The 17,647-nt window shown below is 41.9% G+C and carries 18 protein-coding genes; 3 read left to right on the forward strand and 15 right to left on the reverse strand.

Features of this window, described 5'->3' with window-relative positions; translation table 11 throughout:
* Positions 1 to 63: 63 nt before the first annotated feature.
* Positions 64 to 861 carry a substrate-binding periplasmic protein gene (locus M9194_RS17870; RefSeq protein ID WP_250614054.1) on the forward strand — a complete coding sequence of 266 codons (798 nt, stop codon included), beginning with the start codon at positions 64 to 66 and terminating at the stop codon, positions 859 to 861.
* Positions 862 to 875: 14 nt separating this feature from the next.
* Here M9194_RS17870 and M9194_RS17875 read toward each other — a convergent pair whose 3' ends face one another.
* From M9194_RS17875 to M9194_RS17920, 10 genes are all read right to left on the reverse strand, one after another.
* Complete coding sequence (locus tag M9194_RS17875) at positions 876 to 1,733, reverse strand: DNA ligase (protein WP_250614055.1); 858 nt, start codon at positions 1,731 to 1,733, stop codon at positions 876 to 878.
* A gap of 179 nt (positions 1,734 to 1,912) precedes the next feature.
* Positions 1,913 to 2,473 (reverse strand): SH3 domain-containing protein, encoded by a 561-nt coding sequence (locus M9194_RS17880; protein ID WP_250614056.1) that lies wholly within the window; start codon positions 2,471 to 2,473, stop codon positions 1,913 to 1,915.
* Between the two features lie 148 nt (positions 2,474 to 2,621).
* Complete coding sequence (locus M9194_RS17885; protein ID WP_250614057.1) at positions 2,622 to 3,098, reverse strand: potassium channel family protein; 477 nt, start codon at positions 3,096 to 3,098, stop codon at positions 2,622 to 2,624.
* Between the two features lie 21 nt (positions 3,099 to 3,119).
* Entirely contained in the window at positions 3,120 to 4,895 is a 1,776-nt protein-coding gene (locus M9194_RS17890; protein ID WP_250614058.1) for a bifunctional lysophospholipid acyltransferase family protein/GNAT family N-acetyltransferase, read from the reverse strand.
* 6 nt (positions 4,896 to 4,901) lie between these two features.
* Positions 4,902 to 5,351, reverse strand: coding sequence for a hypothetical protein (locus tag M9194_RS17895; protein ID WP_250614059.1), 450 nt, complete (start codon positions 5,349 to 5,351; stop codon positions 4,902 to 4,904).
* 9 nt (positions 5,352 to 5,360) lie between these two features.
* The gene (locus M9194_RS17900) at positions 5,361 to 5,798 is read right to left on the reverse strand and encodes a YHS domain-containing (seleno)protein (protein WP_250614060.1); all 438 of its coding nucleotides are present in this window, start codon (positions 5,796 to 5,798) and stop codon (positions 5,361 to 5,363) included.
* A gap of 17 nt (positions 5,799 to 5,815) precedes the next feature.
* Positions 5,816 to 6,565 (reverse strand): NRDE family protein, encoded by a 750-nt coding sequence (locus tag M9194_RS17905; RefSeq protein ID WP_250614061.1) that lies wholly within the window; start codon positions 6,563 to 6,565, stop codon positions 5,816 to 5,818.
* A 2-nt stretch (positions 6,566 to 6,567) separates the two neighbouring features.
* Positions 6,568 to 7,119: a DinB family protein gene (locus tag M9194_RS17910; protein ID WP_250614062.1), complete on the reverse strand. Its 552-nt coding sequence runs from the start codon at positions 7,117 to 7,119 to the stop codon at positions 6,568 to 6,570.
* A 43-nt stretch (positions 7,120 to 7,162) separates the two neighbouring features.
* The gene (locus M9194_RS17915; protein ID WP_250614063.1) at positions 7,163 to 8,296 is read right to left on the reverse strand and encodes an ATP-grasp domain-containing protein; all 1,134 of its coding nucleotides are present in this window, start codon (positions 8,294 to 8,296) and stop codon (positions 7,163 to 7,165) included.
* The gene (locus M9194_RS17920) at positions 8,293 to 8,880 is read right to left on the reverse strand and encodes a DedA family protein (RefSeq protein WP_250614064.1); all 588 of its coding nucleotides are present in this window, start codon (positions 8,878 to 8,880) and stop codon (positions 8,293 to 8,295) included. The genes M9194_RS17915 and M9194_RS17920 overlap by 4 nt, the downstream gene beginning before the upstream one ends.
* A gap of 301 nt (positions 8,881 to 9,181) precedes the next feature.
* Here M9194_RS17920 and M9194_RS17925 point away from each other — a divergent pair, with 301 nt between their 5' ends.
* Positions 9,182 to 11,515, forward strand: coding sequence for an FdhF/YdeP family oxidoreductase (locus M9194_RS17925; protein WP_250614065.1), 2,334 nt, complete (start codon positions 9,182 to 9,184; stop codon positions 11,513 to 11,515).
* Between the two features lie 323 nt (positions 11,516 to 11,838).
* On the opposite strand, the gene M9194_RS17930 is transcribed toward M9194_RS17925, so the two are convergent.
* The 5 genes from M9194_RS17930 to M9194_RS17950 all read right to left on the reverse strand — a co-directional run bounded on the left by M9194_RS17930 (position 11,839) and on the right by M9194_RS17950 (position 16,815).
* Positions 11,839 to 13,245, reverse strand: a complete 1,407-nt coding sequence (locus M9194_RS17930; protein ID WP_250614066.1) for a hypothetical protein — start codon at positions 13,243 to 13,245, stop codon at positions 11,839 to 11,841.
* Positions 13,246 to 13,702: 457 nt separating this feature from the next.
* On the reverse strand, positions 13,703 to 13,870 hold the full coding sequence (locus M9194_RS17935) for a GGDEF domain-containing protein (protein ID WP_250614067.1): 168 nt from the start codon (positions 13,868 to 13,870) through the stop codon (positions 13,703 to 13,705).
* Positions 13,858 to 14,598 (reverse strand): hypothetical protein, encoded by a 741-nt coding sequence (locus M9194_RS17940; protein ID WP_250614068.1) that lies wholly within the window; start codon positions 14,596 to 14,598, stop codon positions 13,858 to 13,860. The genes M9194_RS17935 and M9194_RS17940 overlap by 13 nt, the downstream gene beginning before the upstream one ends.
* Positions 14,599 to 15,220: 622 nt before the next feature.
* A complete protein-coding gene (locus M9194_RS17945; RefSeq protein ID WP_250614069.1) occupies positions 15,221 to 16,003 on the reverse strand; it encodes a class I SAM-dependent methyltransferase in 783 nt (260 codons plus the stop codon).
* Between the two features lie 50 nt (positions 16,004 to 16,053).
* Positions 16,054 to 16,815: a class I SAM-dependent methyltransferase gene (locus tag M9194_RS17950; RefSeq protein WP_250614070.1), complete on the reverse strand. Its 762-nt coding sequence runs from the start codon at positions 16,813 to 16,815 to the stop codon at positions 16,054 to 16,056.
* Between the two features lie 308 nt (positions 16,816 to 17,123).
* Here M9194_RS17950 and M9194_RS17955 point away from each other — a divergent pair, with 308 nt between their 5' ends.
* Complete coding sequence (locus M9194_RS17955; RefSeq protein ID WP_250614071.1) at positions 17,124 to 17,519, forward strand: YgiW/YdeI family stress tolerance OB fold protein; 396 nt, start codon at positions 17,124 to 17,126, stop codon at positions 17,517 to 17,519.
* Positions 17,520 to 17,647 lie beyond the last annotated feature (128 nt).

The raw sequence follows: 17,647 nt of genomic DNA on the forward strand, positions 1-17,647 counted from the left end.
CACGATACGCTGTCTCGCTAAGAATTAACTATGCTTAACGTAGACAAATCATAGTGACAGCTAATGAAGAAACTTGCGATTCAACTGATACTGATAATCTACGCGTTGTTTTTTGCCCCTACAGTTCACGCTAAGGAGGTCATATCATGGTGCGCATTTTTCAACTGGAACCCTTGGATTTATCCATACAACAATAGCTACGACGGAATCCTTATCGAAGAGCTCAATGTGTTCAAGAAAAATGCAGGCGTAGACACCAAAGTACATAAGAACTTGAATTGGAAACGATGTCAGCAACAAGTGCTAGATGGGAAAGTGGACTTTATTCTTGGTGGAAATCGAACTCCAGAAAGAGAAAAAGTATTTTCATTTGTAGATGAACCAGCGGCCATAAACAACTCAGTAATGGGTATGTATACGCTTTCGGATGGAAATATCCCCCACTCGGTCAATCGACTAGAAGATCTGAAAGGATATAGATTTGTTACCATAAAGGGCACCACATGGGGTAAAGTCATTGATAATCACATTCACTCTCTAGAAAAAAGTAAAATCGAATACGTCAATTCTGAGGCCCAAATTATCCGAAAGATACTCACGAAAAGGGGCGATTACTTTGTGAGTAGTGAGTCGATACTTAATACCATTGTCAACAACAACCAGGAGAGTATACCCGAGTTAACACGGAGTAAATTTAGGCAGGTTGTTGAAATCAAAAGAAGTATACCTATCTATGTATTCTTCAAGAAAGACTCCGAACAATTTTTAAAATTAAACAAGCTATTTGAAGAATCATTCAAGCAATACCACAGTTCAACCGACGTTCAATCACGTATTGAATTTCATAAACAAAGAAATTAATTGACTCATTTTGACTAGTTTGAAGCCCTTTGCCTAACATAGCGAGCAAACTTAGGCACCCCTTTGTGGCTATAACCGTTAAATTTAAACGTGATGACTGTACCTATGGGTGGAGGCGACTTCCTTAGCTTGTCCGTAAAACCACTGCCGATATAGAATTCAACACCGCTTTTCATCCTAACCTGAATCGACCCCATGAGCCCTGTATATTTTCCAGTGCCTGCCTTATAACCAATGATGGTGCCCTCTGCGTCTTGCGCCAATTTTAGTTTTAGTAACTCATTGCTGCGCCCCACACTATACAAGCTGTCAATTTTTCTAAGCATGAGCCCCTCACCACCTGAGCTTGTTAATTGATTCAAGCGTTCAGACAATGTTTGTCGAGACTCTATTGGGTAATGCTCTACGTATTGGATATGCTTTTGACCGATATCTTCGATTACATCAATAAGTCTCTGATAGCGTTGCTTATAAGTGCCGCCATGATTGGGCAAATCAAACGCCATAAACTTGATCTCTCGCCAAGCACTATCATTTGGAGAGCTGTCTAAAACGGTTTGCTGAACAACAAAAAATCGACTCCTACCTGCCCATAACTCACCGTCTATAGGAATCCCCGGTAATGCGTCAGTAAACCAGCTTGGTGCCTTGATAAGCTTACCTGTCCTCGTTTTCAGTTCACTACCCGTCCATTTGGCGCGTATGCCGTCAAGCTTTTCACTGGCCCAATATTTTTTAACATCCATTGCTTTGTGATAAGGGTTGGCAGTATTAACAATGTCATTGCGAGTAGTACAAGACTCAATCGTCTCCTTACAAGCGTCGGCGTAATTTGAAAACGACAGGCCGATTGATAAAGCAAGATAACTCATTTTTATTTTCATAGTCACAAAGCATTCAGGAGCCAATGACTATGTTGTAAACAATATGAAGGTGTTCAAAAACTAAAATATACTCGTTATCCATCTATCCGCACATCATATAAACCCGTTGATACAGTGGATTTTCAATAAGTTATAGGAAGCCTTCTCATTCTTTCCTTGAGTAGAGGTTAATTTAGTAACGCGACCTTGACTGGATCTAAATAAATTCGATTGGAAATGTGGGTTTTGCCGCAGTAGGTGAAATAAATGGCTTCAGGCTTGTGAGAAAGCGAACGATACCAACCACCGTTACGAACAAAGTCTTGCAGGGTACATCGACCCTTGTTGATGAGATCATTCGCAATTTTGAGAAAGATGGAACGGTGTATAGAGAAATCATCGGAAAACTCGATGGCTTCTTCCAACTGAGAGGTAGGTGAAGAGATTAGATTATTGATACGTTGCTTCGATAAATGTGCCGAATATACCCAACGGGCAAGCTGCTTAGTCGAACCTTTCATAGAGGATTCGAAATGCGCTGGATAGTATTCTGAGATTCTAGCCCAGCCCCCCTTTTGTTCAAACACACCAACAACGTCACCTTGCTTCATCACATGAGCAACGCTTGACTGTAAGCTAGGGCCTAACCGAACATTAAGTTCATTCACGGCAACGAAATACGCCTCTACCTTCGCAAAAGCGAAGCTAGAGGGCAAAAGCAAAAAACAAGCAAAGAAGAACGTCTTCATGGTCGAACCTCAACGCTCAATCAGTAACCTATCTGTAAATGTAGCGTGAACCGACACCTTTGCGCGCACCAGAAATCAAATAAGTCGCTAAGATCAACATTTGCCGAGCGTCGGATGAGAGTGTTTCATCGGTAGTGGAAGAGTTGAGCTATTTTTGTTTGTCGGGTGGTTTGCGAGGTGACTGGTCAATTTTATCTTCTAGTACTTTCAGACGAGCAAGTATTTCATTATTCTGTCGCCTCAGTTCTCGGTTTTTCACGCTAGTGTCGGAAAAACCAAACATTCGCTTTGCGTATAAGCTACCCAATACCCCCAGAATCCCTACACCAAAAACAAACATTGCAAACACGGCGAGACGACCAATCATTGTGACAGGGTAATGGTCACCAAAGCCGATAGTTGAAGAAGACATAAACATCAGCCATATAGCATCACCGAGGTTCATGATATTGGAGTGCGGAGCACCTATTTCAGCAAAATAGGTGATCACACCAAGAATTAATAGTAAGACTATATATAGAACCAACGCTAACAAGCCAATTACACGATAATTATAGTTTTTAACGCCAAACTCATCGATATCGTAAAAGCCAAGTTTGTTCACTATTTTATCGATAATCCCCATGGGCGCTATGTTCCAGACATGTTATTTCACCAATTGTGGCGTCGTTTGTACCTGGTGCTCAACTTCCAAGTACCATTTCGCCTCATCACTGCCCATATATTTTGACAGGGTTTTAAGGGGCACTTGTTTGAGGTTAACAACAATGAGGCCATCTAATGTGTCATTAAACGCAGGGTCTACGTTGAAGCACACGAGTTTACCATTCATTCCCAAATACTGACGTAACAAAACGGGTAATCCCTTTCCTTTTTCCATTCGTGACAATACTTTAGATAGCAGTGAAACGTTAGCCAAAGGTGAAAGTAAGTTCGACTGCCAAAATGTGTTCCCGGTGCTCCTTAGTGGAGTGGACGGTTTCACCAGCGAGGCTTTTTCATTATCGTAGTGATAAATAGACAGCGTCGCGGCCATTAAATGCCTTGCGACATCACTATATTCATTACTAATACTGACAGGCCCAAACAAGTGCGTATATTTGGGGTGGCGATGTACATAGGTTGCAATCCCCTTCCATAACAATAGCAACGAGTTGATGTTTCTTTGATATTTGATGGAAACCACTGATCGACCTACTTCAATACAGTTTTCCAATGTGTCGATAAATTGTTGTTGGTATTGAAACAGGCTACGAGAGTAAAGCCCTTCTATCCCATTCTTTTTAACCAGTTCGTCCACTAAACCAAGTCGATATGAGCCGACCAGCTCCTTTTCCGAATTATTCCAAACGAACAGTTGTTGGTAGTGGAGATCATACTCATCCAAATCGCAGGCTAACCCTGAGCCTTCACCAACTTGTCGAAAGCTTTCTTCTCTTACTCGACCAATCTCACGCATCATTAGTGGTATAGACTGTGTGCCGACGCAATACACTGAGAACTCTTTGTTTTCAAGCAGCAGCGCTTCAGCAGGTAACGAATCCAACTCTTGTTGTAACTCGTGTTTGTCTAAGGGATCAATTATGGGGGTTTGATAGCTTTCTTCAAAGTTAGTCTCTGGTTTCGTTTCTGGAGACATTAGATAGGTATTGAGGCGAAAATAATTAACAATATCTTTGTCAGACGCAAAATCTTTTATTTCTCGAAATGGAATTGGGGAGCCTAGAGAAATCTGTATGGTTTTTTCGCTTTTATTCAATAGCTCTCGACCAAGCAATGCGGTCCTCAATAAGGGGTGTACACGACCCGCTTGGTAAAATAAATGACTATTCTTGCCATTGACGTAAATAGGCAGGGTGACTGCTTTGCTTCTTTTCACAAACTTGGCGACAGATTGACTCCACTCTATATCTGCAAGCATGTTCGAAGATTTACAATAGGTAGAGACTTCACCAGCAGGAAATACAATAAGGACCCCACCGTCAGCGAGGTGTTGATGCGCTTCTCTCACACCTTTAGCATTGGTTTTGTGAGCATTTTTTCCTTCAAACACATCAATACCAATAAATAACTCGGAAATTTCAGGCAGCCTTTTGAGAAGCTCATTGGCTAGAACCTTCACATCTTGTCTTATCCGTCCAATGAAGTCTGCTAAAATGACGCCTTCAATCGCACCTAGCGGATGGTTAGCCACGATAACCAATGGACCTTCTTTAGGGATATCATCGGTATTTCCACGCCCTACTTCATATTCGATCCCCAATGTCGATAAGGTGTAATTCATAAACTCGAAGCTTGTGGGATCTTTAGGCTTCTTCTGATAATGGCCATCGAGTTTTGATAACCCCGTTAGCCATTCAACAAATGACTCACCAATACCAAACGGCGTGTGCCTTGGTAAACGAAAAGGACTTCCCTGCATAGTTAGTTACTCCGCTTTACTAACAAACTGACTCAAAACTCCGCCTTGCTTGATATCTCTAACCGTTAAATAGGCTCCACAAAGCCACACGATACAAGCCATGCCAAATAATAATCCTCCATCGTTGCCAACGATTTGACCTTGACCATCAAATTCAGGCATTACAATCCCTAACGGGGTAAATAGATGAAAATAGATCGCACCTGTCATCACGCACACACTCAAAATAGCGCCAAAACCATGAAATCGGGTGAACAACAAGATGGCAGCGATGAGCTCAACGATACCCACACCATACCCCCCTACACTACCGAACCAATCTAGGCCAGACCATTCCCCTAAGGTGCCGAAAATATAATTGGTTTCATAAGATCCGGTAAACTTAAAAAACAAAGACTGAACGAATACGAACGCAATAAATATCGATGGAATGTGCTTGCTTGCAACAAATTTCATTTTTCACTCCTATTGAATTAACTTGGGCCAATTTTCATCCCCTTGACGAATAAACTGCGCTCGGTCTTTCTCCCAACGCTCTTTGATTTCTCGGTCATAATTGAGGTAGAGCTTACCATCGACTATCGTCCATTCATTCGGGTCAGCTGATGCAAAATCATTTTTCGCTGCAATCGCCCAAGCACAATAGCCACCATATTGAGGTGCGTATTTCTCAGGATCTTTGACAAACATATCTAAGTGTTTTTGAGAAGAAAAATACCAAGTCGCTCCTTTGTATTCAGTGGCATAGTCGGAACTTCCTTTGACCGCTTTATTTTCAACAAAATACGCGACCGTATCATAGCCACTGACCGCTTTATTGCTAAAAAATCCGGTGTAAATTTCATCTTGTGCAAGAACAGAAAAACTCATTGCAAATAGCACTATTGCAAATAGCTTCTTCATAACTTGATTCCTCCAAATTACGAAACAAATGATTTCGTTGACGTCAAACAGTAGGCATTTTTCTCCAAGGTCTCCTCAGACAAGCTTTGACAAGGAGAGCCCGGCAAGTAGGACATGCTTTTGTTATCATTTGACACAGTTAAATAGGTAAAACTGACGGTTTTCGCTTTCTCTCGACTCATGCAAGTCGACATATAGGCTAACTCTGGATGGTGGTGGGTGTGGAATTTAATTAAACTGCTAATACTTTTGTCTTTTTCGGTGAGTTTCTGATAGACATGTTGTCGGTATTGCTGAACACCTTTAGGATCCACGCCCGAGGAAAATAGCGGTGAGTCTGTAGGAAATATCGTGTCTTCACGACCGTTCCAAGCAAACGCCATCACGTCTAAGTTGTTTTCGTTGAGAGCCGGATCAAAGGCTAATAGCGTGAAAGGAGCAAAATGACTAAGCTCGGTTTTTTTAAACGCTGTAGCAACATCGGATACCGTTTTTAACACCGAGAGTTGCTTAAGTAGCAGCCCACGGCTAATCAATGGTCCAGAAGGCGTTTGCCCTTGATAGTTGTTTAAGATGCATAAGGATAAACCGTGCTCATTCATGCTTATCCAGCTACCACTACCCACAGGGTCAATTGGCATCATCACCTCGACATCATCTATTGTGAGCTGCGTAGGAGCCAGGGCATGAGCTCGAGATATTTGTTCATCGCGGTTGAAAAAAACCTGATACCCATCCGAAGTTGTGAGCCAAGATACCGAGCACATGATCACTGCTCCCTAATAAAAGTGGCTGTGGCTGGCGCAACACCAAATCCTGAACATGTCGCGTTCCCCAAGAATTGAGAAATGACTTTAGCCATCGCGTAATGGTGAGTCGCATGCAGCGAAGCAAAGGTAATTTCACGAATAAGCGTTGAAGACATCGTACTGGTTTCCGTTTGTTTCACTGATACCTCAGTGATAATTGTGACGGGCTCAAGCAGCTCCGGCTCTTGTTTTTGCTGCAACCATTGGATAACGACCTCCAATTCGGACATTGCTGTAGTTATACTCGTTTCGACCTCATGACCACGCCGACGTTGGTTGTAATCGATAAGTTGTCGAGATTTGCCAAGAGAATGGAAAATGTCGAGTAAATGTCTGAAGTGTTGCCCAATAGAACTAGAAAATTGTGGAGCCACAATCACGGAATAGTCTTTCTCAGGAAGTGCGTCTAGAAACAAAAAACCTTGCTCCAAAGTTTCAATACAACCATTTACCGCAATCAAAGGGGAATGTTGTCTATCTAAATCTTGTAGTGTATTGGGTGTTACAAACATAAAAATCCTTACAAAACGATTCGTTTTTATTAGAAATAACGCACTAATCCGTACTTGGATACTGAGCCGTGAGTATTTTTTCTTCCTTCCACGCTTTGAGTAAACTAGTAATGGATGGAGCCTTGTGGCCTCTTTGTTTCTGTTTAGCGCCAATGTCGAACAGTATTCGATACTGAGTCAGTAAAGTCGAAAAGATATCGGTAAGAGGTGTACGACTATCCCAAATATGAGCAGCTTCACTACTGGCTCCATTAATTTCCAATATGGTGAAGTCTTCACCTCTCATGAATTGATTAATGTCCTTAAACTTTATGTCCAGCCGACCGTAATGAAAGCCATCAATATCGTTGAATATCTGATCGAGCTTACTGGCCAATTTTTCGGTAATAAATTGGTTTCCGTCACGAAATATTGAGCCGCGACAGTGGCTGCCCGAAAACGCCAATTGAAATTCCTCACCCTTAGCGATCACTTGCTGAAGTTTATCTTCGTGTCTCGGCCGATATAAATGCTGCAACTTCCCTGCTCTAGGACAAGCCGCAATGAGTTGTTCTAAAGTTTTCTCTCCATCTCCGACAACAACGGGAGCGTATTTCAAAGTGATAGAGAATATTTTTCCGCGCTCTTCACCAGGGTATCTGACATAAAACACCCCAGCTTCGGCTTGATAAGGGGCTTTTTCTTGAAGTAGGTATCGCGCGCCGACTGGAAAAGAATGTATGTATTCCTCCAAACCAGCTTTATCTTGAATAAGTTTGACACCAGCACCACGGCAACCCATATCGGGCTTCGCTACAACTGGAAAGTTAAGGTGCTTATCTGACATACTGGTTAGCGCATGCGTTAGCTGCTCAGACTCTGGCAACTCCGATTTAGTTAACGTGATAAAAGGCGAGATCCACTGGTTTGCTTTGTCACCAGCCAAGCTCAAAATATCATGCTTTGATTCACCGACCATGCCACTTAAGTGAATACTAGGGTTAGCGATAAGAGGAAGTCGCCAATCTGCATAGCGTAGCCCTTGGAATAAACTCTGTATCACAACTGGCGTATAAAATAGCCACCCCGGCAAAAATTCATAGGGCGAGACACTTCGTTGTGAAGCCAAGTCTATCAAAGGCATACCTGCGTTAACTCGGCCTTGTTCGATACATTGAACAGATTCTCTTGATCTCATGAATACCCTCTTGCGAACGATTTATTGACGACACGATTCACGACAAACAGCACAAACAAAGCGATAGGAATAATCATCCAATGATACTGAGACGATTGAATCCATGACGTCATTCCTAAGTAATAAATAGTTGAGAATACAAGCAAAGTCCAAAGTGACGTCGCGAAAAGCACGGCAAGAATGAATGTGGTTAGCGGAATCGAAAAAAATCCGCTTAGTGTGAAACCGACACTTCTCAATCCAGGTACGAATCGAATAATGAAAATATTAAGAAATGCGTTTTGCCTAAACTTCTTACGTAGCACTCTAAAGTATTGATTAGTCAGCGCTCGATACTTGATACCTCGAAAGTGTTGGCAGTATTTACCCAGGTAGTACAACGCCAAATCCCCAGTCGCAATGCCAATGAAAATAGCGACTAACGCAACTGGCACACTCATTAAGCCTTGAGTCGCTAATGTTGCCGCCGTAATGATCGCCAAGTCTTCAAGTAGATAGGACAATAAGATGACACCAGCGGCTAGAAAATACCAAGAGTGTGGTGTTGATATGAGGTATTGATGTAGTTGGGTAACTAATGACACGCACTCTCCTTTCATTTAAATTCAGCACCGTTGAGTGATAAAACGCACTGACTGATTAACTAACATTGTATTGGACCGCCCTGTTACAAAAAAAATTACATCAGCTCACAACATTGCGCTGAAATCGGCGGAAAACCACAATATCAATGCTTACATTTCCCTTGTAGTATGATGCATGGTTAACGATAATCTTCGTTGGTAATAGGATACTTGATTGGCTTTAACTTCAAACAGTTGCGGTATTAAAAGTTGAACAGCGTCATTAAACAATGATTGATACCCAAACAAAATAGTGGACATCATGGCAAAGAAAAAAATAAAGAGATATGAACATGCCGCTGGCGGCTGGGGCGCACTATCCTCTACGGCTCGTCACCTTGTAAAGAGCGAAAACGTCGCCAAGAACATACGCAACCTGTTAAAGACCAATCAAACCGTGGGTTTCGATTGCCCGGGATGTGCATGGGGGGATGAGCAAGAGAACGCTTATTTTAAATTTTGTGAAAACGGCGCCAAGGCCGTGAACTGGGAAGCAACATCAAAACGCGTCTCTAGAGCGTTTTTAAACGAGCACCCTGTCAGCTGGCTAAAAAAACAAGATGGTTATTTTTTGGAATATCAAGGGCGACTCAGCGAACCACTTAGCTACAACTCAAACACCGATTGTTATGAACCCATTACTTGGGACGAAGCTTTTAAGCTCATCGCAGAAGAGCTGAATGCACTTGATAGCCCAGATCAAGCGGAATTTTATACCTCTGGCCGAGCAAGTAACGAAGCCGCCTTCATGTACCAACTCTTTGTCCGCAAATTTGGCACAAACAATTTCCCTGATTGCTCTAACATGTGCCATGAAGCCAGTGGTGTTGCACTCAATCAATCGATAGGAATAGGAAAAGGAACGGTCACCCTTTCGGACTTTGAAAAAGCCGACGCTATTTTTATTTTCGGCCAAAACCCCGCCACCAATCATCCAAGAATGATGGATACGTTATACAAAGCATCGAAGCGAGGGGCAAGTATCGTCAGTTTCAACACGTTAAAAGAACGGGGACTAGAGCGTTTTTCTAACCCACAAAACAAACTGGAGATGATCCAACGAGGCTCTACACCAATTAGCAGCCTATACCTGACGCCAAAGCTTGGTGGTGATATGGCCGCTGTGCGTGGCATGGTCAAACACATGCTAGAGCTGCATCGCGAATCGATTTCACAAAAGCAAGAAGGCGTATTCGATAGGCATTTCCTTGAAGAGCACTGTAGTGATGTTGATGCTTATTTAAATGTAGTCGAGCAAACCAGTTGGGAGAAAATAGAAATACAGTCTGGCCTGAGCAAATCTCAACTTCAACATGCAGCCAAGTTACACTTAGAAGCTAAAAACGTCATTTGCACCTGGGCGATGGGTATTACGCAACATAAACATTCAGTGCAAACGATTCAAGAAATTGCAAACCTACAGTTGTTACGTGGACAAATCGGTAAAGCTGGCGCTGGATTATGCCCGGTTCGTGGTCACAGCAATGTGCAAGGCGATAGAACCATGGGTATTCATGAAGCCCCAAGTAAAGCCTTCCTTGAAAGTATTGAGAATACCTTCGGTTTTACTCCCCCTTCTCACAATGGGCATAATGTGGTTCAAGCCATCCAAGCCATGAAAAATAACCAGAGTAAAGTCTTTATCGGCCTTGGTGGCAACTTTTCCGCGGCTACACCCGACACCAAAGAAACCGAACAAGCGCTTCAAAACTGCAATCTGACCGTCCACATTGCAACCAAGTTAAATCGCAGCCATCTAATAACGGGTAAGCGCGCTCTGATTCTACCCTGCCTTGGGCGTACTGACATAGACATACAAAAATCCGGGCCGCAAAAGGTCACTGTAGAAGACTCGTTCAGTATGGTTCATGCCTCCTCTGGCGTGGTAAAAAGTGATACCGGTGACATGAAATCAGAGATCGCCATTATTGGTGGTATAGCCAAGGCTACATTAGGGCAGTCTCCCGTAGACTGGGATGAACTCGTCGCAGATTACAATAAAATTCGAGATCTGATTGAAAAGACAATTCCCGGTTTTGATAACTTTAATCGTCATATTCAAAAACCTGGGGGATTCTATCTAGGTAACTCTGCCGCTAAATTAATCTGGAATACCACCAACGGCAAAGCTCGCTTCTTCTCACACACTCTACCGAGTTCGGTGATACCCAGTATCATCGAAGAGAAAAATGATAATAATACTCGCCCAGACTTGCTGGTTTTACAGACACTTCGTACCCATGATCAGTACAATACCACCGTATACGGCATGGACGACCGATACCGTGGTGTATATGGACAACGAAAAGTGCTATTTATGAACAAAGAAGATATTGACGCACTTGGATTAAAAGAATTCGATCAAGTAGATATGCTTAGCCATTGGCATGATGGCATCGAAAGAAGAGTCAGCGGGTTTTCCGTTGTTGAATATGACATCCCCAAAGGAAATGCAGCAGCCTATTACCCAGAAACCAACCCATTAGTGCCCTTAGATAGCTATGGTGATTTAAGCTGGACTCCGACATCCAAGTCGATAGCGATTGAAGTTATCGCAAGTAATTCAAATCATCTCTTGAAAGTAACAGGAGGCTAGCAGATTCACTGTTACTCTTATAGCTGTCGGAGTACATTAAAGTTTGTGCATTTTTTAGGCGTGTTAGAACATCAAACTAACACGCCTATGCCCCTTTCACGTTTCAATCCGTATCTCTCAAACTGAATCGAGTTACGGCTTTCAATATAAAAACTAATCCAGCGTAATGTATCTTGCGTACGGCGCATTTTGGTTTGGCGAACTGATCTGCTTTTATTTGACCGGACACTTCAATAAAGGAGTATAATCCAGATATCGAGGTGTGAATGACAAGAAGAAAAAACAGAACTTATACCAATTACTTCAAGCAGGAAGCTGTGGCATTACACTTTCAAGTTTCTCATGATACTAATTGCCTCTCTTCTCAGTGTAATAATGTCATTATCTGAGCTAAATACTCTATTTCTCCAGTGACCGCTTGCTTGAGTGCCTTTTTGTCTTTCAACCTGGTTTAGCTTATTAAACGTCCCTGAAAGTTCGATGCTAAGTTGAACGAGTACCGGTTCTGGTGTAAAAGAAATATACAATAAAAAGTAACTAATAAAGGAATGGTTGCTAGTGTTCATCGCCTTATTGAACACCTCAGCCACACATAACTTTATTATACTATACTTGTCGCACAGCATGATATTTTTGTGAAAATCGTTTATTCGAGTGTAACCTTGTGACCATTTATTACCGAGTAGGTGAGTGCGACTATAGTCTTCCAAATATCGTTGACATGCCATTGAGATGTATTCTTGTATATATAAATAACCAGTTTTGGCCACGTCACAATGTTGAGAAACATCAATCGGCCGGCTACCTCTACGGTATATGTCCTTCTTCCCTGGGGCTGTCCTGATTTGCTCTGGACACAATATATAGTCTTTTCTCAGTGTATTAGGATTCAGTACCCAGTGCCTTTTTCCTGAGAAAACGCTTACTTTTTTTGTGGGTATTTTTAAATCTCTACTCAACATCCAGGCAATTGCATTTGCCCAAGCATTGTTCATGTCCCTACTGTCCAGTGTGCCTGGTTGAGCTGGTTCACCTTGTTGATCTAGGGCTCTATGTCGAATTTTGTCATCCCATAGAGGTATATTGTAATCGGCGTCCTGAATGCCTTGGTTTCGAGAAGAAGAAAACACCATTTGCAAAGGCGTACCCGTTCGATATTTATACGCGTTTGACTTAATTGCCCAGCCTATATAATTGTTATTTTCATCTAATAATTGCGCTTCTAATAGCTTTTCCACGTTAGTCTTGTTGTATTGCTTTAAACTGTCGTTAAATATTATATTTGCTTTAAGCTTTTGGATTGCAGTTTTATGAAGTATTCCGTCAGATTGGCCTTGCTTTAAATGTCCGACTACAAGCATATTTTGAGGACCGTGATAATCCCTAATCGCCTCGTTGTAGGAGACTCGCCTCATTTTTTTTTCATTTGAGTACCACGGGTCCATCACAGGGATAGACATGTCGTTGGTTTCAATGGACAGAACTCTCAATGTACGCCTATCGGATGGGATTTTTCTAATACCTTGTTGTATCTCATCATATTCGAAAGCCGGGAGCATAATGGAGACTCCAGTACGAAAATGAGTCACACCGATGAACGTGTCATGTCGCCTAGAGGGCTTGTCACTGCAAAACCAATTATCTATAGAAGATGGAAGTAGTTTAAGGCTGTTAAATATGTTCAGTGGAACTGTTGGCCGAATTTTTTCGTTATAATCAAATAGTGGCATCTATACCTCTTTGTAAAATTAAAAAGCATTTTATATACTTTTCATTGCTAACAAACATTGCGATAAAAGGATATTCTTGTTCTTTTGAAACTGGACATTCCAAGGCCAATGGAATACCCCCTTTCGTTACTTGGATTCATATATAATGCTAGAAAGAAATCTCACCCACTTACGGTTCGGCGAGTTGTGTTCACACAAGGCAAGTTAGTTGGCCCATGCCGATACAATGAATCAACTTAATAACAGTATGATAGAGGCTTTTTGTGTTATATACATTCGCACTGAATGCACAGGGTGATTGCAAAAATGCACAGGGTTCCTATTCAATGCAGGGCTCTGTTCATCATAATCTTTCAGAGGTGTTCGGCACTATGTAAGGGATGAGTCGAGTGGATATTCCAGGTAAAGCTGGAACTGAATTGCCCGAGCTCACCAGAGACTCGATATTTTAGTCAGGCTACTTTACCTCTGACTCTAACTCATCACCCCCTATACGACAGCAGCTGTCAGTCTCTCGGGTGGTGTCTTTCATAATACTGGCAATGTGTTTTAACACAGCGTCGCCTGCATCATGGCCAAACGTGTCGTTTACACTCTTAAAACCGTCGAGATCTAAGTACAACACATACGTTTACTCTGATTGCAATACGACAATTTCATGGCCATCTTTAACCGAACAATGGCCAGTCGTTTCGTCAATAGTCCAGTCAAATTGTCATAATTGGCTAAGCGTTCCATATGCTGTTTTTGCTTTAACAGCTCGCACAATAGGTTCGCTTTAAGCAAATAGACAGTTTGCAGTGCTCGAATCGCACCATAGCCAGCCATGGCCATGGCCATCACCAGTATCCCCGATATCCACGCCAATGGACTTTGCACAAAATCGTTCATACTCATATAGGGGGTCAGCGTCGAGTGAATAAAAAAGTGGGCTAATACGCTTAATATGATGATATAAACCAGACTGAATCCCAACACGACGGTATTGGAGCGTTGGATACTGAGAACTAGGAGTAAAAGCATAAACATACTGACGGTATTGCCTGAAAATCCATAGCTGAGTGTGGAGCCCACACCGACTAATACGCAGCAACAAGCCAAAAAAATTTCAGTCAGTGTCGGCGTGATAAACTGCCTATAGGCATACAATAGGATAGCACCTAACGTCACGACAAGATGGATAGTGTACAGAGGAGTAAAGCCAATCTGGCTGGCACGATAGACAGAAAAAGGCACCATCAATAGGGCAAGCACCAACATCCAATTGAACAGTCGACTCAAGGACATCACTTTATACTGATCAATTTTCTTTTTGGGGGCCATGTTTCTCTGAGTGTCCAAGGTAAAGGTCATGTCACCCCACGAGGTGAGCACTACGTTAAGTATAGGTGATATTCATAGTATTAAATCGTACGGCATTACACTGAACCCAAACTCTCACCACACTATTCCCCTTGAAGTTTGACACAATTTTCCATAGCTGAAATTACTGTTCAGGATAGTAAACATTGAGAACACAGTGCCGACAAGCGTGAATGTGCTAAATTGACAAATCTGTTTTAATACAATTTCTCGCACTAAGGACATATCTGAATTATCGAGAACTCGATACTTTCTCTAATCTGCTCTTCTCTAATTTGGCATTAGTTTCTAACACGGTTTTGTCCAACACTTCGCTAGAAATTGATCAAACTTTAACGTCATTGGTGATATAAAATGCTCAAAATAAAGTCATTTCCGATCAAACGCTATTGTCCTTCGACAATAGCACAGTTCGAAAACTAAAGATCTCGAAATTGACGTGTGCGCGGCGCTTCAAATTATGACACTACTCTCATATAATTAAGCGTGGCTTTTCGAGTTGGGTATTTTAGACGCGCATTTTTTACAACTAAACGGACTTACAGGGAAGTGAAAAGCCGCCTGAGAGTAACAGGCGACTTCCTTGTTTGCTACGATAGATTCCCAACAATGACTATTGTGGCTTTTGACACTGAAAAAGCACCACGTTTAGCTCTCCTTGTCTTATCGCTTGTGCAGTAAGTGAAAACGCTTCAATATGGCTTCGATGTTCCTGATCTCCGAAGTTGTCTATAAACTGAGACCGAACGGGTTCTACTTTTAGCCTTTCGACAATATCAAGGTTGTACGTTATGTAATCCTCATCTTGTCTGGTGCTGCTTAAGATGGTGAACCCTGCTTCATTTAACTCAAATTGGTATTGATCTTTTGTCATAGGGAATAAGGTTAAATCATCAACTTCACAAAAATATTGCATGATTTCTCCCCATTGACTCTGCGAACTCAGCCAATCATTAATCACCAAATGCCCTCCTGGCTTTAGTACCCGCAACGCTTCTTTTAGAACTGGTTTCTTATCTTCAACGTGAGTTAATACACCTTTACTAAATACAACATCAAACGACTCTGCCGCAAACGGCCAACAAGGTTCGACGGAAGTAACAAAGGTTAATTTCTCTCTCAAGTTGATAGGTGCATTTTCTCTCGCTTGTTGAGTCATCCTATCATTGATCTCTATCCCAGTTACACAAGCGTTATGTGACTCGGCCAAATGATAGGCGGTTCCGCCAAGTCCAGAGCCAATCTCTAAGCATTGCCTGCTTGATAGCTCAATATTTTCAAAAAGCTTATCAATTGCTTCTGCGCCACCCTCAGACATCATGCCTTGACCATATGCTAACTCAAGACACTGACAATATTCTTGAGAATATTCTTCTAGCAGCTTTTCTACCGTCATTGTCGCTTCCTATCAATTCGCCCTAATTCAACTTATGCAATGCGCGTTTGCTAACGTTGAATTTTACCAATGTACAACTTCGAATCGTATTCAAAAGGCACTTTCCCATTCACCGAATATTGGTCAAACGCGACCTTTATTTCTTCCACTGCTTTTTTATAGTCTTGTGTCGATTCATCTGGGCTGTAGGAGCAAGAGCGTAACCGGCCAAGCACACCCTCAAAATCAAACTCTTGAGTATGCACAAAGGAATAAGTATCCATTTTGTTGCCAGCAAAAAAAGAAGCTATTTGTTCTTCGGTTAAATTTTGGTGATTCACTTGGCTGTAGTCAGTGCCATACTTTTTCAATACATCTTCATAGACAGCTTGACACCCTTCACCATACTTTCGGTCATTCCAGATTAGCGCCAACCAGCCATTATGATTTAGAATTCGAGCAAACTCTGCTTTGGTCTCATCATTATTAAACCAATGAAATGCCTGAGCGGCCGTAATCAAGTCCACAGAGTCGCTTTTTAAGCCAGTCTTCTCTGCCGAGCCATTTTGGCTAGAAAATCTCGTGTTAACAGACAGTTTTTTCTCCGCAGCATTTCTCATGTCATCGTTAGGTTCAACACCTGTCACCGTCACACCATGTTCCAGTAGAAGCTCGGTGAAAATGCCAGTGCCTGAACCAATATCCGCAACCACTGGCTTAGATGTTGACCCCGTGATTTCAAACAATTTATTGAGTAATGATTCTGGGTAGCTTGGGCGGTACTTTTCATAGTCTTCAACGCGAGAAGAGAATCTTTTTTTTGAATCAGTCATTCTTGTTCTCCTTTATTAAAACGTTAAAATAATAAACGAATTAAGCGTAATTAACACGTGCGTAACGTTTGTCTTCAACAATGAAACACCCTTTTATATTTCATAAAATTAACGGTTTAATTGGCAGAGTAAGGGGCAATATACGATTCAAACGGTTAATAACAAGGCTGTAGAAGCAACATAAATATAATTTTTTATTGATTAAAAAAGTTTATTTATAAACAAAATATTCATGTAGCGTTAATTGGTACTTAGTTATAGTTTCTCTCGCAGTAAACAATATGTCCGTAATAACAGAGGAACAAAAGATGAAAAAGCTACTACTACTATCTGCAATCGCAGTCGCTTCTACATCAGCAATGGCAGCAACAAAAGATAATCAAGGAGGGGGTTTCACTGGTCCATCGGCAGATCCCGTCATTACCACCGCAAAAGCAGTCAAAGACGCCAGCGATGATGCGGCTGTACAGTTGACAGGATATATCACGCAATCTTTAGGTGATGAGAACTACATGTTTAAAGATACAACTGGCCAAGTGCAAGTGGATATCGATGATGATAAATGGGGCGGTGTAAACGTAACCCCAGAAACGAAAGTCATATTAAAAGGTGAAGTGGATAAAGATTGGACGTCTAGAACCGTTGATGTCAAACGCGTTATGCTAGCCGACAAACCGGTTAAGAAAGCCGCCGCTGTCTACTAATTCTCAACCTAGAGATGCAAAAAAACCTCCTTATCCATAGGAGGTTCTTTTTTTGGGGTCTACTACATCCCCAAGTCTTAAGCCAACAACTATTGCTTGGGTACTGAATTCCAAAGCAAGCTTAGACG

This window comes from Vibrio sinus (assembly GCF_023634645.1).
In the GTDB taxonomy this organism is placed as follows: domain Bacteria; phylum Pseudomonadota; class Gammaproteobacteria; order Enterobacterales; family Vibrionaceae; genus Vibrio; species Vibrio sinus.